We start from the raw sequence: 21,460 nt of genomic DNA on the forward strand, positions 1-21,460 counted from the left end.
GCGGGATCGTGGAGACCGCATCGGGGATTGTGGATACCGCATCGGGGATCGGAGAGCGTTTCACGTGAAACTTCCGGGCCAGGACGTGATCGCTCGGCAGGCGGACGAGCGTCTCGTGACTCACCAGGTAAAGATTCCGAAGCGCGCCATCGAGCGCCCGATACGGCAGGTCGGCAAGCGGCTGGCGATGGCCTTGTTCGTGCTGGTCGCGACCGCCTTCATCGTCTATGCCGACCACGACGGCTACACGGACAACTCCGATGGCGGTGTCGACCTCCTCGACTCCTTCTACTACGCGACGGTCACGCTCTCCACGACCGGTTACGGCGACATCACCCCGGTCAGTGACGCCGCCCGGCTCACCAACATCTTCGTGATCACACCCCTGCGCGTGCTGTTCCTGATCATCCTGGTCGGTACCACGCTCGAGGTCCTCACGGAGCGCACACGTGAGGAATGGCGACAGAACCGCTGGAGGGCGGCCTTGAGGGAACACACCGTTGTTGTCGGTTTCGGCACGAAGGGGCGGTCGGCCATCCAGACCGTCTGCGCGCAGGGGCTCAAGAAGGAGCAGGTCGTCGTCGTGGACCCCAGCTCCAAGGTGGTCGAAGCCGCGGCGGCCGACGGGTACGCGGGGGTCGTGGGGGACGCCACCCGCAGTGACGTACTGCTGCGGGCCGAGTTGCAAAGGGCACGGCAGATCATCGTCGCCACGCAGCGGGACGACACCGCGGTCCTCGTCGTGCTCACGGCCCGGCAGCTGAACCGCTCGGCGAAGATCGTGGTCGCCGTACGGGAAGAGGAGAACGCGCCGCTGCTGAAGCAGTCCGGTGCCGACGTGGTCATCACCAGTGCCAGCGCCGCCGGACGTCTGCTCGGGCTGTCGGTGCTCAGCCCGGCCGCGGGCATGGTCATGGAGGACCTCATCCAGCAGGGCAGCGGGCTGGACATCGTCGAAAGGCCGGTCATAAAGGCCGAGGTGGGAAGCCGCGTCAGGGAGATCGGCGACCTGGTGATCAGTGTCGTACGCGGGCACCGGGTGCTCGGCTACGACGACCCGTCCGTGGGCGAACTCCGGCTGACGGACCGGCTCATCACCATTGTCCGGGCCACTCCGAGCACCAAGGTCGCACCCGACATGCGGCCACTGCCCCAGGACTGACCGGTCCCCAGGTACAGAAGAAGAGGGGGCACCCACGCGGTATCGGTGGGCGCCCCCGGTGCCGTAGGGCTACTTGCGGTTGTAGAGCCGCATCGTGATCGGGCCGAAGACCAGCACGAACAGTGCCGACCAGCCCAGCGACCAGGCGATCTCCGCGGTCGGCCAGTCACCGGCCATCAGTTCCCGCACGGCCGAGGCCAGATGGGTGATCGGGCTGTTGTTGACGAATGCCTGGAGCCAGCCGGGCATGGTCTTCGGGTCGACGAAGACGTTGGACAGGAAGGTCAGCGGGAAGATCACCATCATGCTGACGCCCATCACGGACTTCTCGGTGCGCAGCATCAGACCGAACATGGTCCAGATCCACGAGAACGCGAACGAGAAGACGACCAGCAGAGCGATCCCGGCGAGCACGCCGACGACCCCGCCGTCGGGGCGGTAGCCGAGGATCAGGCCGACGGTGAGCATCACCACGGACGCGATCGTGTAGCGCAGCGCGTCGCCCAGCAGATAGCCGACCATCGTCGACGGCCGCCAGATCGGCAGCGAGCGGAACCGGTCGAACACACCCTTCTCGATGTCCGTGTTGACCGAGACACCCGTGTACATCGTGATCATCACGACCGACATCACCAGGATGCCCGGCAGCAGGAACTGGATGTACTCGCTCGGAGAGCCGGCCAGGGCACCGCCGAAGAGGTACGTGTACATCAGCACCATCATGATCGGGAAGGCGGTGACGTCGAAGAGCTGCTCCGGCACGTGCTTGATCTTGAGGATCGCCCGCCAGCCGAAGGTCAGCGACGCCGACAGGGCGCTGGGACGCGGCGGCCGCTCTCCGGCGACGAGCAGCGCGGAGAGCGACTCGGCACTGACGGGGGCGAGGTCCTTGGTCTCGGTCGGAGCCGCGGTGCTCATGCCGCCACCTCTTCGTCCTTCTCTTCGTCCTTGTGGGTGTCGTGTCCGGTGAGGGCGAGGAACACCTCGTCCAGGCTGGGCTGACCCAGCGAGAAGTTGTCCACGGTGATGCCGGTACGGGCCAGTTCGGCGAGCGCGCGCGAGGCCTGCTCGGCCGCCGAGTCGCTGGTCGTGCCGCTGAGGCGGGCCGTCAGAGCCACCGGATCGGGCTCCAGCTGTACGTCCGTGTCGAGGGCGAGCCGCAGCACGCTCTCCGCCTGTGGCCGCTGTGCCGCGTCGCGCAACCGCAGATGCACGGAACCAGCGCCGACGGACGCCTTCAGCTCGCCCTTCGTGCCCTCCGCGATCACCTTGCCGCGGTCGATGACGGCGATCCGGGACGCCAGCTGGTCGGCCTCGTCGAGGTACTGCGTGGTCAGCAGCACGGTCGTGCCCTGGGCGACCACCGCGCGGACGATGTCCCACACCTGGTTCCGGCTGCGCGGGTCGAGCCCGGTCGTCGGTTCGTCGAGGAAGAGCAGGTCGGGCGTGTTGAGGATGGACGCGGCGATGTCGATTCGGCGCCGCATGCCGCCCGAGTAGTGCTTGACCTGCCTGCCCGCCGCCTCGGTCAGCCCGAAGGCCTCCAGGAGCTGTTCGCCGCGCCGGCGGGCGGCCTTCTTGTCGTGGCCGAGGAGGCGGCCGAGGAGCACCAGGTTCTCGATGCCGGTCAGGTCCTCGTCCACGGACGCGTACTGGCCGGTGAGGCTGACCCTGCTCCGTACCTCGTCGGCCTCCCGCACGACGTCATGGCCGAAGACGTGGGCCTCGCCGCCGTCGGGGCGCAGCAGGGTGGCGAGCATCTTCACGGTGGTCGTCTTGCCGGCGCCGTTCGGCCCGAGGACGCCGTACACCGTGCCGGTGGGCACGGAGAGGTCGACGCCGTCGACGGCACGGGTCTCGCCGAACGTCTTCACCAGGCCCGCGGTCTCGATCGCGAGGCCTGACGTCTGTGCGCTCATGTCGTGGAGTCCTTCCGCGTACGGGCCCGGTTCACGGGGCCTTGCAAGAGGAGACCGCCCGGATCTCCGGAACTCATCGGTCGACGCGGGAGCACTTCGCGGGCATGGCGGGACGCGCACGGGAGATACGCCGTCCCACGGAGAGCTCTTGCGGCCGTAGGACTCCACGGTCCCTCTCCTGGAGATCGACCGCACCCCCATTACGACCAAGGGACCAGGACATCTGGAACCCGCGACGTACCAGGGCGGGCCGGGGCCTGGGACGCGGGACGGTCACCGGAGTAGCGTCCCCCTCATGTATGCGATCACGATTCCCGAACCCGGTGGACCCGAGGCCCTGGTGTGGGACGAGGTCCCGGACCCGGAGCCCGGCGAGGGCGACGTGCTCATCGAGGTGACGGCGAGCGCGGTGAACCGCGCCGACCTGCTCCAGCGGCAGGGCTTCTACGACCCGCCGCCCGGCGCCTCCCCGTACCCCGGCCTGGAGTGCTCCGGGCGGATCGCCGCGCTGGGCCCCGGCGTCTCCGGGTGGCGGGTCGGCGACGAGGTGTGCGCGCTGCTCTCGGGCGGCGGATACGCCCAGAAGGTCGTCGTCCCCGCCGGTCAGGTGCTGCCCGTGCCCGACGGTCTCGACGTGCGCCAGGCGGCCGCGCTGCCCGAGGCGACCTGCACCGTCTGGTCGAACGTCTTCATGATCGCTCATCTCCGCCCCGGCGAGACCCTCCTCGTGCACGGTGGCTCCAGCGGTATCGGCACGATGGCGATCCAGCTCGCGAAGGCGGTCGGCGCGAAGGTGGCCGTCACGGCGGGCAGCAAGGAGAAGCTGGACCACTGCGCCGAGCTGGGCGCGGACATCCTGATCAACTACCGCGAGCAGGACTTCGTCGAGGAGATCAAGCGGGCGACGGACGGCGCGGGCGCGGACGTCATCCTCGACATCATGGGCGCCAAGTACCTCGAACGGAATGTGAAGGCTCTGGCCGTCAACGGCCGCCTCGCGATCATCGGCATGCAGGGCGGCGTCAAGGGCGAACTGAACATCGGCGTTCTCCTCAGCAAGCGCGCCGCGATCAGCGCGACCACCCTGCGCGCCCGCCCGCTCGGGGAGAAGGCGGCCATCGTCGCGGCCGTGCGCGAGCACGTGTGGCCGCTCGTCGCCTCCGGTCACGTGCGTCCGGTCGTCGACCGCGAGGTGCCGATGAAGGACGCGCCGGAGGCCCATCAGGTGCTGGAGGACAGCGGGCACATCGGGAAGGTGCTGCTGGTCACGCCGTAGGACCGACGGCTCGGGGCGAGACCCGAAGGGCCTCATGGCTGTCGTAGGCGCAGCCCGACGAAGGCCAGTCCCAGGCCGAGGCCGATGAGGATCAGGCCGCCGCCGAGCGGAAGGACCCGAAGCCCGGTGCCCCCGGCGGAGCCCGGCTGGGCGGCACCGGGCCGAGGGGTGTCGGTGGCGCCCGAGTCCCGCGGGGCGTCGGGGTCACCGGTGGGACGAGCCTGTTCCGGCTGTGTCCGGCCCGCGTCCGCGTCCGTGCCCGCGCCCGGATCGGTGGCCGTCGGCTCGTCCGCCTCGCCGGGCTCGGTGTCCACACCGGCCCGCCCCGGCCGTTCCCGCCCCTCGCCCGCGCGGCTGCCGGCGCGGGACGACTCGGGGCGGGGGGTGGGCGAGGCGGCGTACGCGTGAGGGAGGACGCCCGCATCCGGCACCAGAGCTGTCCCGACCGGGACCACCGGGACCAGGAGCGCCAGTGCCGTCAGAGACCGAACCGTGAGGAACGGAGCCACGTCGGTGCCCCCTTCCCGGGGCGAAGGGCGAAGGGCCGCGCCCTCAGCGTCACACGCCGCGACCGCCCCGGCATCCCGGAAGTCCAGGCAATCCCGGCAATCCCGGTCTCCCGGTACCCGGGTATCCCGGCCCTTGGACGCGGACAGCCCTCACGTAAAGGGTGGATCACCCTTCACCGGGGGCACCACGGTGATGAGGCGTACGGGTGCGAGAGAATGGCGGCATGGAGATGCCGAGGAACGACAGGCCGTCCGAGAACCCACAGATCCTGGTCGTAGGCCAGGACGGCATGGCTCTCGGGGGCGGAGGAGACGACGACTCCCGCGAGGTCCCGGTGACGGAACAGGTGGAGCAGCCCGCGAAGGTCATGCGCATCGGCAGCATGATCAAGCAGCTCTTGGAGGAGGTGCGGGCGGCACCTCTCGACGAGGCCAGCAGGGCCCGCCTCAAGGAGATCCACGCCAGCTCGGTGAAGGAGCTGGAGGACGGCCTGGCTCCCGAGCTCGTCGAGGAGCTTGAGCGGCTCTCCCTGCCCTTCCTGGACGAGGCGATCCCCAGCGACTCGGAACTGCGGATCGCGCAGGCACAGCTGGTCGGCTGGCTCGAAGGGTTGTTCCACGGGATCCAGACGACGCTGTTCGCCCAGCAGATGGCCGCGCGCGCCCAGCTGGAGCAGATGCGCCGCGCCCTCCCGCCGGGTATCGGCGGCGAGGGTCTGGAGGACCCGCGCACGGGCGGCCGCTCGGGCGGACCGTACCTCTAGCACTCATGGGAAGGGGGCCCGGTGGTCGCACCGGGCCCCCTTCCCATGTCGTGAACGCCGTCAGGCCGGATCGCCCGTCGAGACCTTGAGGATGATCGTCGGCATCTCCTCGGGGTCCACGTTCTCGTCGCTCGTGGGGTACTGCTCCATGACCGTGTCCTCACCGTACGTGTTCTCGTCGATGTCCACGGTCCGGTAGCGCCAGCCCGCCGCCTGGAGGCACTTCTTCACCGAGTCGATGTTCTTGAACTCGAGGCTCGGGAGATGGATCCTGCCGGGCTCCGTGTACGACTTCAGCGGCTCCGTGCACTTGGTCGTCTCGATGGTCTTCGTGGTGTCCGGACCCTTGTGCCCGGAGACTTCCGAGGCCGGGGCGGAAGCGCCGACGGTCGTACCGCCGCTGGTCCCGCTGCCCTCGTCGCCGCCACCGCCCTCACCTTTCAGCAGCAGGGCCCCGAGCAGACCGGTGACCGCCACGAGCGCGACGACGCCCGCGACGACGACACCCGTGTTGCTCCGGCCGCCGCCGGAGGATCCCACGGCGGTCACCGGCTGCTGTGGGGTGATGTTGTACGGAGGCGGGGTGGCCGGCCCCGGCTGCGGCGCGTACGGGGCGTTCCGCGGCGCCATCTGGTAGCCGCTTGGCTGCTGCGGGTAGCCGTACGGCGGGGAGTGCGGCTGGGGGGACGGGACGGGCGTCGGCGGGCCGTACGGGCCGGGCTGGTACGGCGTCTGCACGCCACCCTGCGGTGCCGGGGCCGACTGGTCGACCGGCGGGAACACGGCGGAGCCGACACCGGCGCCGCTCGACGTCCGTGCGCCGGGGACGATGCTCGGCGGCGGTGCGGCCTGCAGCGAGGCGGCCACCCGCAGGCACTCGTCGCGCATGGCCACGGCGCTCGGGAAACGCTCGTTCGGGTTCTTCCTCAGCGAGCGGGCGACCAGCGCGTCCACCGCCGGAGGAAGGGACCGGTTGATCGAGGAGGGGGCGACCGGCTCCTCCTGGACGTGTGCGTACGCGATCGCCAGCGGTGAGTCCGCCTCGAACGGCAGCCGCCCGGTGGTCAGCTGGAACAGCATGATGCCGACCGAGTAGAGATCGCTGCGCGCGTCCACGGCCCGGCCCAGGGCCTGCTCCGGCGAGAGGTACTGCGGTGTGCCGACGACCATGCCGGTCTGGGTCATGGACGTGACCCCGGACTGCATGGCGCGGGCGATGCCGAAGTCCATCACCTTGACCACGCCGCGCTTGGTCACCATCACGTTGCCCGGCTTGATGTCGCGGTGGACCAGGCCCATCTCGTGGCTGATCTCCAGTGCGGCCAGCACGTCGGCGGTGATCCTCAGCGCCTTGTCGGCGGGCATCGCGCCGTACTGGCCGATGTCCGCGTCGAGCACCGAACCGAGCGGCCTGCCCTCGACGTACTCCATGACGATGTACGGCGTCGGCGTGCCGCTCGCGGAGCCGCCGTCGACGGGGACGTCCTCGCCGGTGTCGAAGACCGAGACGATGTTCGTGTGCGTGAGCTTTGCCACGGCTTGGGCCTCGCGGCGGAACCGCTCACGGAAGGCCTGCTCCCGGCCGAGCTCCGTGTGAAGTGTCTTGATCGCCACCTGCCGGTCGAGCACCGAGTCGTACGCGAGGTGCACCGAGGCCATACCGCCCTCACCGAGCAGATCGCGAAGCTCGTACCGGCCGCCGGCGAGTGAACGCCCCGCATACCGGCCCTGTGCGCCGTCGTGGCTCATGTGTGTGCGTCCCCCATCGGCGCGGGCGAAGTTGCCGGCGTGGCTCCCGCGTTCGGCCATCCTCATGCTGCTCCGAGCGATTACCGGCCAAGTCTGCCGGAGGGCACTGACACGTCAAGCGAGGTGCCCGATCCGTGACCGTACGCGAAGGAAGCGTCGCGGAAGCGTTACCGGGGTCGTACGAGCGGTACACAGAATTTGCACGAGAGACGCCATGGAAGGTTTCATGGCCGTCCCATCCTGAATCCTTCGCGCGTCCGAGTCGGACCGTGGCCTTGCGCAGAGGCTGTAGCGTGGCCCGACGGAAGACCGTAACAACGACCGCGCGGACCGCGGGCAGAAACGACGGCGAGGACTGATGGCACAGCAGCGCGCTCAGGGCCCGTCCGACCCCGAGGCGGCTGGCGGCGGTATGTCAGACGCGCCGGAGATGTGGGGCAATGGTGGGCTTGTCGGGGACGGCCGTTACCGGCTGACCGGCAGACTCGGCCGTGGCGGCATGGCCGAGGTGTTCGCGGCCGAGGACGTGCGCCTCGGCCGTACGGTCGCGGTCAAGCTGCTGCGTTCCGACCTCGCCGAGGACCCCGTCTCCAAGGCGCGCTTCACGCGCGAGGCCCAGTCGGTGGCGGGGCTCAACCACCATGCGATCGTCGCGGTGTACGACTCCGGTGAGGACGTCGTGAACGGCACTCCCGTGCCGTACATCGTGATGGAGCTGGTCGAGGGCCGCACCATTCGTGATCTGTTGATCAACGCCGAGGCCCCGGGGCCCGAGCAGGCGCTGATCATCGTCTCCGGGGTGCTTGAGGCGCTGGCCTACTCGCACCAGCACGGCATCGTGCACCGCGACATCAAGCCGGCGAACGTCATCATCACCAACACCGGCGCCGTGAAGGTGATGGACTTCGGCATCGCGCGTGCCCTGCACGGGGCGTCCACGACGATGACGCAGACCGGCATGGTCATGGGCACGCCCCAGTACCTGTCTCCGGAGCAGGCGCTCGGCAAGGCCGTCGACCACCGCTCCGACCTGTACGCGACCGGCTGCCTGCTGTACGAACTTCTCGCGCTGCGGCCGCCGTTCGTCGGCGAGACCCCGCTGTCGGTGGTCTACCAGCACGTTCAGGACATCCCCGTGCCTCCGTCCGAGGTCGCGGACGGGGCCCCGCCGGAGCTCGACGGGCTCGTCATGCGCTCGCTCGCCAAGGAGCCGGACGACCGGTTCCAGACGGCCGAGGAGATGCGCGGACTGGTCCAGTACGGCCTGCAGATGCTGTACGACCAGGGCGGCCACACCGGTACCTGGAACACCGGGCCCGTGACCACGCACGACGGCAGGCAGACCCCGGCCGGTGGTTTCGCGGGCACGGCCGCGCTGCCGCACCCCGGGCAGTCGGGGACCACGCAGATCCCGCAGCCGATCCTGCCGAACGGCGGAGGCCGGGACGACGGGGGCTTCGAGGGCCACGGCAACCGGGGCAGCGGCCGCGGCAAGCTGTGGATCCTCGCCGTGCTCGCGGTCATCGCCGTCGTGGCGGGCGTCGCGCTGGCGCTGAACAACACGGGCGGCGGCGGAGGCGGCGGCGGGACCAAGAAGACGCCGACCGCCACGCAGTCCAAGGAGACGAAGGACTCCAGCGCCACGCCCAGCGAGGAGGCGACGGGCGAGGCCACGGAGGAGGACACCGGGTCGGGCACGGGCTCGGACTACACGCCGTCCTACACGCCGTCCCCGAGCTCCACCCCGTCCTACACGCCGAGCCAGCCGTCGGGCGGCCAGCCTTCGAGCAGCCCGACCCAGAGCGAGGAGGAGCCGACGGGCGGGCAGACGACACCGTCGGACGACGGAGACACCCCGAGCCTGCCGACGGGCGAGGTCACGGGCGACGGGGACGAGGAAGGCGGTAACTGACGAGGTTCCGGACCGGACGGCCGGCTATCCCTCTCTCTCCACGCGCGCGTGCGGTCCGGAAACGGGCTCCACGCGCGCGTGCCGTTTCCCCGGCCCCGCGGTGGGCCCGCCCCACTCCTTCAGCGCGGCCGTTCCGCCGTCCGGGCGCAAGGTCTCCAAAACGAGAACTCTTCCCGAGCCGAGGGTGACCGGGATAACGTGCCGGTGTTCCGGCCCCCTGCGAGGCTGTAACCAGTGCTGTGACCAGCAAGTGTTCCCGACGAGGCGATCTACTTGGAAATCCGAGCAAAAAGTACTTGGATATCCAAGGAAAAACGCAGGTCAGGAGGGGTTTCACAGGAATGTGAGGCACTGGGTAACGTGCCTTCTGCAGGGCGCTCGCCGGGGCACCTGTCACGCCTGTTCCCGGCCGAGGGCACCCACCCCGTGCACGGGTAGCGGGACCAGGCGAGCCGCACTGGCCACCCGGCAACCCCGGGGGCCGGACCGACGGAGGAGCACACGTGAGCGTGGAGAGCACTGCCGCGCGCAAGCCGCGACGCAGCGCCGGGAGCAAGACCGGCACGACCGGTACCAAGAGCAGCACCGCCGGCACCAAGCGCACCACCACCCGCACCGCCGCCAGGAAGGCGTCGAGCACCGAGCCCGAGCTCGTCCAGCTGCTGACGCCCGAGGGCAAGCGGATCAAGAACGCCGAATACGACTCCTACGTCGCCGGCATCACCCCCGAAGAGCTCCGCGGCCTCTACCGCGACATGGTGCTCACCCGGCGCTTCGACGCCGAGGCCACCGCCCTTCAGCGCCAGGGCGAGCTGGGCCTGTGGGCCTCTCTGCTGGGCCAGGAGGCCGCCCAGATCGGCTCGGGGCGGGCCACCCGCGAGGACGACTACGTCTTCCCGACCTACCGCGAGCACGGCGTCGCCTGGTGCCGCGGCGTCGATCCGACGAACCTGCTCGGCATGTTCCGCGGCGTCAACAACGGCGGCTGGGACCCGAACAGCAACAACTTCCACCTCTACACGATCGTCATCGGCTCCCAGACGCTGCACGCCACGGGCTACGCCATGGGCGTCGCCAAGGACGGCGCGGACTCGGCCGTCATCGCCTACTTCGGCGACGGCGCCTCCAGCCAGGGAGACGTCGCCGAGGCGTTCACCTTCTCCGCGGTCTACAACGCACCCGTCGTGTTCTTCTGCCAGAACAACCAGTGGGCGATCTCCGAGCCCACCGAGAAGCAGACCCGTGTGCCGCTCTACCAGCGTGCCCAGGGCTACGGCTTCCCCGGCGTCCGCGTCGACGGAAACGACGTCCTGGCCTGCCTCGCGGTCACCAGGTGGGCCCTGGAGCGCGCCCGCAGCGGCGAGGGCCCCACCCTCGTCGAGGCGTACACGTACCGCATGGGCGCCCACACCACCTCCGACGACCCCACCCGCTACCGGCACGACGACGAGCGGGCGGCCTGGGAGGCGAAGGACCCGATCGCGCGCCTGCGCGGCTATCTCGAGTCCGAAACTGACACGAACGAGGGATTCTTCGCGGAACTCGAAGCCGAGAGCGAGGCGTTGGGAAGGCGAGTGCGCGAAGCGGTTCGTGCCATGCCGGACCCGGACCACTTCGCCATCTTCGAGAACGTGTACGCGGACGGTCACGCCCTCGTCGACGAGGAGCGCGCCCAGTTCGCCGCGTACCAGGCGTCGTTCGCCGATGTCGAGGAGGGGAAGCAGCGATGACCGCACAGGCTGTGGCAGTGAAGAGCATGGCGCTGGCCAAGGCGATCAACGAATCGCTGCGCAAGGCCCTCGAGTCCGACCCCAAGGTCCTGATCATGGGCGAGGACGTCGGCAAGCTCGGCGGTGTGTTCCGGGTGACGGACGGACTGCAGAAGGACTTCGGCGAGGACAGGGTCATCGACACCCCGCTCGCCGAGTCGGGCATCGTCGGCACGGCGATCGGCCTCGCCCTGCGCGGCTACCGCCCGGTGGTGGAGATCCAGTTCGACGGCTTCGTGTTCCCGGCGTACGACCAGATCGTCACCCAGCTCGCCAAGATGCACGCCCGCTCGCTCGGCAAGGTGAAGCTGCCGGTCGTCGTCCGCATCCCCTACGGCGGCGGCATCGGCGCGGTCGAGCACCACTCCGAGTCCCCCGAGTCGCTGTTCGCGCATGTCGCGGGCCTGAAGATCGTCTCGCCGTCGAACGCGTCCGACGCCTACTGGATGATGCAGCAGGCCATCCAGAGCGACGACCCGGTGATCTTCTTCGAGCCGAAGCGGCGCTACTGGGACAAGGCCGAGGTCAGCTTCGAGGCGATCCCGGGCCCGCTGCACAAGGCGCAGGTCGTCCGCGCGGGCAGCGACCTCACGCTCGCCGCGTACGGCCCGATGGTCAAGCTCTGCCAGGAGGTCGCGGACGCGGCAGCCGAGGAGGGCAGGTCCCTGGAGGTGCTGGACCTGCGCTCCGTCTCCCCCCTGGACTTCGACTCGATCCAGGCCTCGGTCGAGAAGACGGGCCGCCTGGTCGTGGTGCACGAGGCACCGGTGTTCTTCGGCTCGGGCGCGGAGATCGCCGCCCGGATCACCGAGCGGTGCTTCTACCACCTGGAGGCGCCCGTGCTGCGGGTCGGCGGCTATCACGCCCCGTATCCGCCGGCGCGGCTGGAGGAGGAGTATCTGCCGGACCTGGACCGGGTACTCGACGCCGTCGACCGCTCGCTGGCGTACTGAGGAGAGGGTCGTGACGACGATGACTGAAGCGTCCGTGCGGGAGTTCAAGATGCCCGACGTGGGCGAGGGACTCACCGAGGCCGAGATCCTCAAGTGGTACGTCCAGCCCGGTGACACGGTCACCGACGGGCAGGTCGTGTGCGAGGTCGAGACGGCGAAGGCCGCCGTCGAGCTGCCCATCCCCTACGACGGGGTCGTGCGCGAGCTTCACTTTCCCGAGGGCACCACGGTGGACGTGGGCACGGCCATCATCGCGGTGGACGTGACGGGCGGTGCCGCATCCGAGGCCCCGGCGAAGCCCGCGCCGGCCAAGGAGGAGCCGGCCAGGCCCGAGGGCCGTAAGCCGGTCCTCGTCGGCTACGGGGTCGCCGAGTCGTCCACCAGGCGCCGCCCCCGCAAGGGGACCCGGCCCGTGGAGCCCCCGGCCGCCGAGGACCAGCCGTACGCGGCCTCCGCCCTCCACGGCGTGCAGGGCGAGCTGAACGGACACGGGACCGGCGCGCCGGCGGGGCCCGCAGACCGCCCCCTCGCGAAGCCGCCGGTGCGCAAGCTGGCCAAGGACCTCGGGGTCGATCTCGCGACCGTCACACCGTCCGGCCCCGACGGCATCATCACGCGGGAGGACGTGCACGCGGCGGTGACCCCGCCGCCGACCGCCGAGCCGGCCGTGGAGGCGGCCGTCGCAGCGCCCGCAACGCCCGCGGTGCCCGCGGGGTCCGTCGCGGCGCCGGTGGTGTCGTACGACGGCGCACGCGAGACCCGTGTCCCGGTCAAGGGCGTCCGCAAGGCGACCGCCCAGGCCATGGTCGGCTCCGCGTTCACGGCACCGCACGTCACGGAGTTCGTGACCGTCGACGTGACCCGGACGATGAAGCTGGTCGAGGAGCTGAAGCAGGACAAGGAGTTCGAGGGGCTGCGGGTGAACCCGCTTCTGCTGATCGCCAAGGCCCTGCTGGTCGCGATCAAGCGAAACCCCGAGATCAACGCATCCTGGGACGAGCCCCGCCAGGAGATCGTGCTCAAGCACTACGTGAACCTGGGCATCGCGGCCGCGACCCCCCGCGGCCTGATCGTGCCGAACATCAAGGACGCGCACGACAAGACGCTCCCGCAGCTGGCCGGGGCGCTGGGCGAGCTGGTGGGGACGGCGAGGGAGGGCAGGACCTCCCCGGCGGCGATGCAGGGCGGCACGATCACCATCACGAACGTCGGCGTCTTCGGCGTCGACACGGGCACGCCGCTGCTCAACCCCGGAGAGTCCGCGATCCTCGCCGTCGGGGCCATCAAGCTCCAGCCCTGGGTCCACAAGGGCAAGGTCAAGCCCCGCCAGGTCACCACCCTGGCGCTGAGCTTCGACCACCGCCTGGTGGACGGGGAGCTGGGCTCGAAGGTGCTGGCCGACGTCGCGGCCATCCTGGAGCAGCCGAAGCGGCTGATCACCTGGGCCTGAGCCGGCCCGGGCGGAGAAGGCAGTGGGAAGGGGCCCGTCGCGGGTGTGCGGCGGGCCCCTTCCCGTTGTGCCGGAGGGCGTCGGCTACAGCTGCCCGAAGCCGTAGTTCATGATCTTCTTCGCGTCCGACTCACGCGCCGCGATGGAGGTCGAGGCCAGCACGGTGCCGACGACGGTCTTGCCGCCCCGGGTGGCGGCGAAGACGAGGCAGTACTTGGCCTCGGGGCCGGAGCCCGTCTTCACGCCGATGGTGCCGCTGTAGCCGCTGAGGAGACCGTTCGTGTTCTCCCACGGCGCCATGGTGCGGGTGCTGCCCGTCCTGGTGATCGTCTTCGCCGTGTACTTCTTCGTCTTGACGACCGTGCGGAACGTGGAGTTCTTCAGCGCGGCACTCGCGAGTTTCGTCAGGTCCCGCGGCGTCGAGTAGTTGGCGCCGTTGCCGATGCCGTCGAACGAGTCGAAGTGGGTGTTGGTCAGGCCGAGGTCCCGGGCGGTCGTGTTCATCTTGCCGATGAACGACTTCACGCGCTTCGCCCGCGTCGAGCCCGAGCCGAACTTGTCGGCGAGGGCGTACGCCGCGTCGCAGCCGGACGGCAGCATCAGGCCGTACAGCAGCTGGCGGACGGTGACCTTGTCACCGACGATCAGCTTGGCGTTGGACGCCCAGTTGTTCTCGACGATGTAGTCGCTGTACGCCTTCTGAATCGTGACCTTGGCGTCCAGGTTGAGGTTCTGCTGCTTCAGCACCACCAGAGCGGTCATGATCTTCGTGGTGGACCCCGTGGAACGCCTGGTGTCCGCCGCCTTGGTGTACAGCGTCTTGCCGTTCGCGTTGTTCATCGCGTAGCCGCCCTTGGCCGCGATGGTGGGCTTTGCCGCGGCGTGCGCCGGGGCCATGCCGAGGGCGCCGCTGGTCAGGAGCGCGCCAGTGGTGACGACTACGGCGGCGGCTCTGCGGACACGCCCATCCCTGATGGCGGTAATCAAAATCAGTACCCCGATTGCGTCAAATGTCTGAGGAACGCGGCCACTTGGGCGAAGACGCGAAAGGGCCGCTCTCTTGTGACACGTAGGTAGCACAAAAGGTTGTGCCGTCGACGAGGGGGGTGCCCGTTACACGTGCGATCTACCGCGTGCCGGCCGGCTCCGTCCCGGATCGTGGACGGCGGCAGCCATGCGTACGTGTTGTATCTATGCTGTGGACATGCCTTCCGCCCCGCCCGCTGAGAAGTCCGCCGTGAAGCGTCCCCCCGCCGCCGACCGCGTGTACGCCCATGTCAAGCAGGGTGTTCTGGAACGCCGTTACGAGGGCGGGACGCTGCTCACCGAGGGTGAGCTGGCCGAGGCGGTCGGGGTGTCCCGGACCCCCGTGCGGGAGGCGCTGCTGCGGCTGGAGGTCGAAGGGCTGATCAAGCTCTACCCGAAGAAGGGCGCCCTCGTCCTGCCCGTGTCCGCGCAGGAGATCGCCGACGTGGTCGAGACCCGCCAGCTCGTGGAGGAGCACGCGGTCCGCAAGACGGCGCCGGCCTCGCCGCGGCTCATCGCCCGCCTGGAGGAACTCCTGGAGCAGCAGAGGGCGCAGGCCGCCGCGGGGGATCTCGCGGGAGCGGCCGTGACGGACCGCTGCTTCCACGCCGAGATCGTCCGCAGCGGCGGGAACGAGATCCTCTCCCGGCTCTACGACCAGCTGCGCGACCGGCAGTTGCGCATGGGCGTGGCCGTGATGCACGCCCACCCGGACCGCATCACCAAGACGCTGGTCGAGCACAGGGAGATCCTGGAGGCGCTGCGCTCGGGCGACGCGGAGGCGGCGGTGGCCATGGTCCACCGGCACGTCAGCTGGTTCTCCGACCTGGCGCGGGGCGAGGTGCGATGAGTACGCGTGCGAGCGCGGGGACCACCTCGCTGCCCGGAGACCCGCCCGGCGGGCGCCGCGCGGTCGTCGTCTGGGGCATCGGCGTCTCCGTCTACTTCGTCGCGGTCATCTTCCGCACGTCCCTCGGGGTCGCCGGCCTCGACGCGGCCGACCGCTTCCAGGTGAACGCCTCAGCCCTGTCCACCTTCTCGATCCTGCAGTTGCTCGTGTACGCGGGCATGCAGATACCCGTGGGACTGCTGGTCGACCGGCTCGGCACGAAGAAGGTGCTGACACTGGGCGTGGTGCTGTTCACGACGGGCCAGCTGGGGTTCGCCTTCTCCCCCTCCTACGGCATGGCACTGGCCTCGCGCGCGCTGCTGGGCTGCGGTGACGCGATGACGTTCATCAGCGTGCTGCGGCTCGGCTCACGCTGGTTCCCGGCCCGGCGCGGGCCGATGGTCGCGCAGCTCGCGGGGCTCGCGGGCATGGCGGGCAACCTGGTGTCGACGCTGGTGATCGCGCGGCTGCTGCACGGTGTGGGCTGGACGGCGGCGTTCGCGGGCAGCTCGGTGGCGGGCGTCCTGGTCCTCGTCCTGATGCTGCTCTTCCTGAAGGACCATCCGGAGGGACACGAACCGGAGCCGTTCCCGCACCACGGGGCGGCGTACGTGCGGCGGCAGATCGCGGCGGCCTGGCGGGAGCCCGGCACACGGCTCGGAATGTGGGTGCACTTCACGACGCAGTTTCCGGCGATGGTGTTCCTGCTGCTGTGGGGCCTGCCGTTCCTGGTCGAGGCGCAGGGGCTCACCCGGGCGACCGCCGGTGACCTGCTCACCCTGATCGTGCTGTCCAACATGCTCGTCGGCCTGGTGTACGGGCAGATCGTCGCCCGGCACCACGCGGCGCGGCTGCCGCTGGCGCTGGGCACGGTCGGGACGACCGCGGCGGTGTGGGCGGCCGCGCTCGCCCAGAACCGCGCGCCGATGTGGCTGCTGGTCGTCCTGTGCGCCGTCCTGGGCGCGTGCGGTCCCGCCTCGATGATCGGCTTCGACTTCGCCCGCCCGGCGAACCCGCCCGAGCGTCAGGGCACGGCCTCCGGCATCACCAACATGGGTGGTTTCGTGGCCTCGATGACGACACTGTTCGCGGTCGGTGTCCTCCTGGACGCGACCGGCGACGACTACCGCGTCGCCTTCTCGGCGGTCTTCGTGCTCCAGGTCCTGGGCATCGCCCAGATCCTGCGGCTGCGCCGCCGCGCGGCCCGCCGGGAGCGCGAGCGCCTGGTGGCGAGCCGGGTGGAGACGGTGCACGTGCCCGCGTGACGCGGGTGGTTCATCGCAGGAGCTGTTCGGAGTCGAGGTGTTGCTCTGTCACAGCCGTGCGACGGCGGCGTAGTGGAGCAACGACGGGCGTGACCTGAGGGTCTGACGGGCCCTCATAGTCATCACAGAGCGGGAACGCCGACGGGAAAAGCCGTCGGCACCCCGCCCCACCTCGTCGTTCTGGAAGGAACTCCCGTGATGAACCGCCACCTGCGCAAGGCCGTTGTCGTCACCGCCGCGATCACTGCCGGGCTGCTGATGACGGCCTGCCAGAACGGTCCCACCGCCACGGACGGCTCGTCGTCCAAGTCCGCGCCCCAGTCCCAGTCCCAGGCGCAGTCCCAGTCCCGGCCCGAGTCGTCCGGCTCCTCCACCGGCAAGGACGGCTCGGCCGCGGTCGCGGACAACGCGTCGGTCTCCAGGGGCGGCGTCAGCGGGACGTTCAAGAACGGCACCGTCAGCTACCTCGCGCCGGGCAAGTACATCGTGACCGTCCCGGGACGGACCGCGCAGCAGTTCTGGGTCGCCGACGACACCGTGGTGCGCGGCGCCGGCACCCTCTGCTCCGGTCCGACGTGCACGCTCGACCAGCTGGAGGCGGCCACCAAGAAGGGCGCCGTCCCCGCAGACGTGACGCTGAAGGACGGGATCGCCACGGTGATCACCGAACGGCCCGCCGCGGAGCAGGGCACCGGCTCCGGGAAGGGCGTCAGCGGGACCTGGCTGGGCGCCGTCACGTACCTGGCGCCGGGCAAGTACCTGGTCTCCGGCCCGAAGGGCGCCCAGCAGGCGTTCTTCGTCGCCGAGGACACCGTTGTCCACGGCGCGGGCACCATATGCGGCACCGAGGGGTCGGCCCTGACGCGGTGCACCCTGGACGAGCTGGAGGCCGCGGCCAAGAAGGGCCTGACCGCCAAGGTCGAGCTCACCGGCGGCATCGCCACCACGATCACCGAGGACCACTGAGCGGGGCGCCGGACCTCGCTACACCGTCACCGCGAACGACCGCAGGATCGCCGACACCAGCTGGGAGTCGCCCTCCGCCTTGACGCGGTCGGCGGCCCCTTCGGCGGTGACGCGGCCGCAGGCCAGGCGGACGTAGGTCTCCCAGTCGAGGGTGAGCGTGGCGGCGGGGCCGAGGGCGGGAGCGGTTTCGAGGGTGCCGCGGCCCTGGATGTCCACACGGACGGTACGGATGAACTCGACCGGCCCGTGCACGTCGAAGACGACCGCCGAACTGCGGGGCGCCTGGGCGTCCTCGGCGACGACCTTCGGCAGGACGGAGAGCAGCTCGTCGCGGACCACGTGGGCGCCCGGCGAGTCGAGGTTCCCCGGGCGGCCGAGGGCCGTGCGCAGGTCCTGCTCGTGCACCCAGACGTCGAACGCCCGGTTCCGCATGGCCTGCTCAAGGGTGAGCTCGACACCGAGAGGGCCACGCACCTTGGTGCCCGGGTCCCGTGACTCGTTCCGCAGCTGGCGGTTGCGGCGGATGATCGTGTACTCCAGCTCGGAGGTCATCTCCGGCGCCGTGTGGTGGCGGCGGACGTCGACCTGCATCTCCATGTACCGCTGGTGGTCGTTGGTCACGTGGTACAGGTCGCGCGGCAGCGTGTGGATGGGGCGCGGGTCTCCGAGCATCTCGCAGTCCATGCCGATGACGTGGGAGACGATGTCGCGGACGGACCAACCGGGGCACGGGGTCCTCCGGTTCCACTCGCCCTCCACGAGCGGCTGCACCAGCTCGGATATCGCGTCCACGGAGTGGGTCCAGGCGTCGGCGTAGGGCTGAAGAGTGGGATGCAGACTCACGGAACGGGACCCCTCGGGCGGTCGGTACGGGAAGTACGTGGCTGGTGGTGTCGGTTGGGGGGTGTGGGTTGCGGGCGTCGGCGTCGTCGTTGACGGGTGTGCACGGGCGTCGGTGGCTGTCGGCGGCTTTCGGTGAGTGCGTGGAACGTTAAGTTACGCTGCTACGGGGCAGCCCGGCAGTGCTTTCGTGTGACGATCGTAGGCCCGTATGGACGGCTCGAATGCCAGGACGGTGGTAGTGTGCGCGCCTCGCTCATCCAGATCAGCGTAGAAGAGGACGAATCTGTCGCTTCTCGTCGGCAGCGCGTCTCCTCCCTGGTCCGCGACCAGGCCGGTGCGGATCTCGTCGTCCTTCCCGAGCTGTGGACGACCGGTGCCTTCGCGTACGAGGAGTTCGCGGCCGAGGCCGAGCCGCTGGAGGGCCCCACGTACGAGGTGATGGCCAAGGCCGCGAGTGACGCGGGCGTGTGGCTGCACGCGGGTTCGATTCCCGAACGGGACCCCGACGGCCCCCTCTACAACACCTCTCTCGTCTTCTCCCCCTCCGGTGAGCTCGCCGCCGCCTATCGGAAGATCCACCGCTTCGGCTTCGACAAGGGCGAGGCCGTGCTGATGGGGGCGGGTGGTGAGCTCGTGACGGTGAGGCTGCCGGGACTGGGCACGACCCTTGGCGTCGCGACCTGTTACGACCTCCGCTTCCCCGAACTCTTCCGTGGTCTCGTCGACGCCGGTGCCGAGGTCCTCGTCGTGCCGGCGGGGTGGCCCGAGCGGCGGAGGTCCCACTGGACGCTGCTGGCTCAGGCGCGGGCGGTCGAGAACCAGGCGTTCGTCCTCGCGTGTGGAACGGCCGGTACGCACGCGGGGGTTCCCCAGGCGGGTCACTCGATCGTGGTGGATCCGTGGGGTGAGGTGCTGGCGGAGGCGGGCTCCGGTGAGGAGGTTCTCACGGTGGAGTTCGACGAGGGGAAGGTGGCGAGTACGCGGGAGCAGTTCCCGGCGCTCAAGGATCGGGTGCTGGGGCTCGGGGTTCCTCGGCGCTGAGTGCGGTGCGGGGGTGCCTGCGGTGGATGGGCCGGCGGCGGGCCGGCTGCGGTTGGTCGCGCAGTTCCCCGCGCCCCTTAAAAGCCGCGCAGTTCCCCGCGCCCCTGAAAAGCTGCGCAGTTCCCCGCGCCCCTGGGACCGCGCAGTCCCCGGCGCCCAGCAAACAGCCCCTCCCGGCCTGACTTCAGCCCCTCCGGGCCTTGATCTTCCAGCCCCTCCGGGCTCTGATCTTCCAGCCCCTCCGGCGTTTGAGGAGCGGGGGTCCGGGGGCCGGCCCCCGAAGCGGGGTCCGGGGCGGAGCCCCGAGAGGACGGGGTCCGCGGGCGGCCCCGAAGCGGGGTCCGGGGCGGAGCCCCGAAAGGACGGGGGTCCAGGGGGCGCAGCCCCCTAGGCCGGGGTCGAAGGGGCGGAGCCCCTGGGGATGGGAGGGTAGGGGCGGCGGGGGCGAGGCAATCAGTCGTCAGGCCCGCGCTCCTTGTCGGCCATGTGGATCGCGCACACCGTGACCGCGACGAGCAGAGCCGGATCGGCGTCCTCCCGCACGATGTCGACGCCGTACGTCTCGCGGACCCGCAGCCAGCGTCGGGAGACCTGGGCGAGGAGTTCGCCGTCGTACTCGATGGCGAACTCACGGTCGAGGATCTTGCCGCTGACGTCGAGTTCGGTGCCGTCCACAAGGGACACCCGGTAGTGGTTGCGCAGCAGGGACAGGCGCTTGCGGCGGACGGTCGCCAGGGGCTCCCCGTCCCGCTCGATCACCATCGCCTCCCGCAGGGCGAACATCTTCTGGTGGATGTCGATCAGGACGTGCCCCTGGGTGTCCTTCAGCTCGAAGGTGTCCCGCAGCCGCAGCGCCTTGCCGTCGACGAGGAACACCTTGGTGCCGTGCTCGTCCTCGATCCAGTAGTCGTCACCGATACCGAGGATCCGGTCGCGTACGAGGAGTCTCATGCCGAGACCGGTTCCCCGGGCGCCGGTCCGTAACGCCGGCGGTAGGCCGAAGGGCTCAGTCCCGTCTCCCGCCGCAGCCGTGCCCGCAGGTTGGCCGCGGTGCCCAGACCGCAGCGCTCGGCGACCACGTCCAGCCGCTCCTCCCCGCGTTCGATGAGCCGGCAGGCCAGCGCGACCCGTTCGCCGGTGAGCCAGGCCAGCGGGGTGGTCCCGAGCTGGGCGCGGAAGCGGCGGTGGAGCGTGGCCGGGCTGACGGCAGCGTGGGCGGCGAGGTCGGCCACCGTCAGCGGGTCGCCCAGCCGCTCCTGGGCCCACGCCAGCAAGGTGGACAGGGACTCGTCGGGTGCCTCGGGCAGGGGGCGTTCCACGAACTGCCGCTGGCCGCCGTCCCGGTGGGCGGCGAACACCAACCTCCGGGACACCGCGTTCGCGATCTCCGCGCCGTGGTCGCGGCGGACCAGGTACAACCCCAGGTCGAGCGCGGCCGCGCTGCCGGCCGCGCTCAGCACGTCGCCCTCGTCCACGAAGAGCACGTCCGGCTCCAGCAGGACCTTCGGATGGAGCTCGCGGAAGAGGTCGGCCCAGCGCCAGTGCGTGGTGGCGCGGCGGCCGTCGAGCAGTCCGGCCTCGGCGAGCGCGAAGGAACCGGTGCAGAAGCTCACGACGCGGGCCCCGCGCGCGTGGGCACGGCGGATGGCGTCCCGTACGGGGGCCGTGCGGGGCACGACGTTGTCCGGGCGGCCCGGTACGACGAGGGTGTCGGCGACGTCGACGGCGTCGAGCCCCGCCACACCGGAGAGGTGGAAGAAGCCGTGGTTCATCCGGACGTCCGGCGCCGGCGCGCACAGGGTGAGCTCGTACAGCGGCTGCGGGAGCCCGAGTTCGGGCCGCGGGAGGCCGAACAGCTCCGTGGCGACGCCCATCTCGAACGGGTTCGTGCCCTCGTCGACGATCACCACGACACGGTGGGGCCGGCCGGGGGCTTGCGAGGATCCTTGCGGCATGTGCGATTTCTA

General features: G+C 70.3%; 19 protein-coding genes. 11 read left to right on the forward strand and 8 right to left on the reverse strand.

Annotated elements, in window-relative coordinates; translation table 11 throughout:
• Window positions 1–64: 64 nt before the first annotated feature.
• A complete protein-coding gene (locus ACZ49J_RS08835) occupies window positions 65–1,162 on the forward strand; it encodes a potassium channel family protein (RefSeq protein ID WP_467446825.1) in 1,098 nt (365 codons plus the stop codon).
• A 69-nt stretch (window positions 1,163–1,231) separates the two neighbouring features.
• Here the strand turns inward: ACZ49J_RS08835 and ACZ49J_RS08840 are convergent, their stop codons facing one another.
• Window positions 1,232–2,080 carry an ABC transporter permease gene (locus ACZ49J_RS08840; RefSeq protein WP_467446826.1) on the reverse strand — a complete coding sequence of 283 codons (849 nt, stop codon included), beginning with the start codon at window positions 2,078–2,080 and terminating at the stop codon, window positions 1,232–1,234.
• On the reverse strand, window positions 2,077–3,081 hold the full coding sequence (locus ACZ49J_RS08845; RefSeq protein ID WP_467446827.1) for an ATP-binding cassette domain-containing protein: 1,005 nt from the start codon (window positions 3,079–3,081) through the stop codon (window positions 2,077–2,079). The genes ACZ49J_RS08840 and ACZ49J_RS08845 overlap by 4 nt, the downstream gene beginning before the upstream one ends.
• A gap of 295 nt (window positions 3,082–3,376) precedes the next feature.
• On the opposite strand from ACZ49J_RS08845, the gene ACZ49J_RS08850 reads away from it, so the two are divergent.
• Window positions 3,377–4,357: an NAD(P)H-quinone oxidoreductase gene (locus ACZ49J_RS08850; protein ID WP_467446828.1), complete on the forward strand. Its 981-nt coding sequence runs from the start codon at window positions 3,377–3,379 to the stop codon at window positions 4,355–4,357.
• 32 nt (window positions 4,358–4,389) lie between these two features.
• Here ACZ49J_RS08850 and ACZ49J_RS08855 read toward each other — a convergent pair whose 3' ends face one another.
• Window positions 4,390–4,866, reverse strand: coding sequence for a hypothetical protein (locus tag ACZ49J_RS08855; RefSeq protein WP_467446829.1), 477 nt, complete (start codon window positions 4,864–4,866; stop codon window positions 4,390–4,392).
• Between the two features lie 224 nt (window positions 4,867–5,090).
• On the opposite strand from ACZ49J_RS08855, the gene ACZ49J_RS08860 reads away from it, so the two are divergent.
• Window positions 5,091–5,630: a bacterial proteasome activator family protein gene (locus ACZ49J_RS08860; protein WP_467446830.1), complete on the forward strand. Its 540-nt coding sequence runs from the start codon at window positions 5,091–5,093 to the stop codon at window positions 5,628–5,630.
• 60 nt (window positions 5,631–5,690) lie between these two features.
• On the opposite strand, the gene ACZ49J_RS08865 is transcribed toward ACZ49J_RS08860, so the two are convergent.
• On the reverse strand, window positions 5,691–7,379 hold the full coding sequence (locus ACZ49J_RS08865; RefSeq protein ID WP_467446831.1) for a Stk1 family PASTA domain-containing Ser/Thr kinase: 1,689 nt from the start codon (window positions 7,377–7,379) through the stop codon (window positions 5,691–5,693).
• Window positions 7,380–7,737: 358 nt separating this feature from the next.
• Between ACZ49J_RS08865 and ACZ49J_RS08870 the strand changes: the two genes are divergently transcribed.
• The 4 genes from ACZ49J_RS08870 to ACZ49J_RS08885 all read left to right on the forward strand — a co-directional run bounded on the left by ACZ49J_RS08870 (window position 7,738) and on the right by ACZ49J_RS08885 (window position 13,463).
• A complete protein-coding gene (locus tag ACZ49J_RS08870) occupies window positions 7,738–9,291 on the forward strand; it encodes a protein kinase domain-containing protein (RefSeq protein WP_467446832.1) in 1,554 nt (517 codons plus the stop codon).
• Window positions 9,292–9,794: 503 nt separating this feature from the next.
• Window positions 9,795–11,021, forward strand: a complete 1,227-nt coding sequence (gene pdhA, locus ACZ49J_RS08875; protein ID WP_467446834.1) for a pyruvate dehydrogenase (acetyl-transferring) E1 component subunit alpha — start codon at window positions 9,795–9,797, stop codon at window positions 11,019–11,021.
• Between the two features lie 26 nt (window positions 11,022–11,047).
• Window positions 11,048–12,013 (forward strand): alpha-ketoacid dehydrogenase subunit beta, encoded by a 966-nt coding sequence (locus tag ACZ49J_RS08880; protein ID WP_467447199.1) that lies wholly within the window; start codon window positions 11,048–11,050, stop codon window positions 12,011–12,013.
• Between the two features lie 10 nt (window positions 12,014–12,023).
• Window positions 12,024–13,463 carry a dihydrolipoamide acetyltransferase family protein gene (locus ACZ49J_RS08885; protein ID WP_467446835.1) on the forward strand — a complete coding sequence of 480 codons (1,440 nt, stop codon included), beginning with the start codon at window positions 12,024–12,026 and terminating at the stop codon, window positions 13,461–13,463.
• An 84-nt stretch (window positions 13,464–13,547) separates the two neighbouring features.
• On the opposite strand, the gene ACZ49J_RS08890 is transcribed toward ACZ49J_RS08885, so the two are convergent.
• The gene (locus ACZ49J_RS08890; protein WP_467446836.1) at window positions 13,548–14,450 is read right to left on the reverse strand and encodes a D-alanyl-D-alanine carboxypeptidase family protein; all 903 of its coding nucleotides are present in this window, start codon (window positions 14,448–14,450) and stop codon (window positions 13,548–13,550) included.
• 217 nt (window positions 14,451–14,667) lie between these two features.
• On the opposite strand from ACZ49J_RS08890, the gene ACZ49J_RS08895 reads away from it, so the two are divergent.
• The 3 genes from ACZ49J_RS08895 (at window position 14,668) to ACZ49J_RS08905 (ending at window position 17,609) form a co-directional block, all read left to right on the forward strand.
• Window positions 14,668–15,339 (forward strand): GntR family transcriptional regulator, encoded by a 672-nt coding sequence (locus ACZ49J_RS08895; protein WP_467446838.1) that lies wholly within the window; start codon window positions 14,668–14,670, stop codon window positions 15,337–15,339.
• Entirely contained in the window at window positions 15,336–16,643 is a 1,308-nt protein-coding gene (locus ACZ49J_RS08900; protein ID WP_467446839.1) for an MFS transporter, read from the forward strand. The genes ACZ49J_RS08895 and ACZ49J_RS08900 overlap by 4 nt, the downstream gene beginning before the upstream one ends.
• 198 nt (window positions 16,644–16,841) lie before the next feature.
• Window positions 16,842–17,609: a hypothetical protein gene (locus ACZ49J_RS08905; RefSeq protein ID WP_467446840.1), complete on the forward strand. Its 768-nt coding sequence runs from the start codon at window positions 16,842–16,844 to the stop codon at window positions 17,607–17,609.
• Window positions 17,610–17,627: 18 nt separating this feature from the next.
• Here ACZ49J_RS08905 and ACZ49J_RS08910 read toward each other — a convergent pair whose 3' ends face one another.
• Window positions 17,628–18,452, reverse strand: a complete 825-nt coding sequence (locus ACZ49J_RS08910) for a maleylpyruvate isomerase family mycothiol-dependent enzyme (RefSeq protein ID WP_467446841.1) — start codon at window positions 18,450–18,452, stop codon at window positions 17,628–17,630.
• A gap of 240 nt (window positions 18,453–18,692) precedes the next feature.
• On the opposite strand from ACZ49J_RS08910, the gene ACZ49J_RS08915 reads away from it, so the two are divergent.
• On the forward strand, window positions 18,693–19,493 hold the full coding sequence (locus ACZ49J_RS08915) for a carbon-nitrogen family hydrolase (protein ID WP_467446842.1): 801 nt from the start codon (window positions 18,693–18,695) through the stop codon (window positions 19,491–19,493).
• A gap of 453 nt (window positions 19,494–19,946) precedes the next feature.
• Here the strand turns inward: ACZ49J_RS08915 and ACZ49J_RS08920 are convergent, their stop codons facing one another.
• Both ACZ49J_RS08920 and ACZ49J_RS08925 read right to left on the reverse strand, forming a co-directional pair.
• Complete coding sequence (locus ACZ49J_RS08920) at window positions 19,947–20,444, reverse strand: LURP-one-related/scramblase family protein (RefSeq protein WP_467446843.1); 498 nt, start codon at window positions 20,442–20,444, stop codon at window positions 19,947–19,949.
• A complete protein-coding gene (locus tag ACZ49J_RS08925) occupies window positions 20,441–21,448 on the reverse strand; it encodes a GlxA family transcriptional regulator (protein WP_467446844.1) in 1,008 nt (335 codons plus the stop codon). Before ACZ49J_RS08925 ends, ACZ49J_RS08920 begins: the two co-directional genes overlap by 4 nt.
• Window positions 21,449–21,460 lie beyond the last annotated feature (12 nt).

Source organism: Streptomyces sp. NPDC030840, from assembly GCF_055572015.1.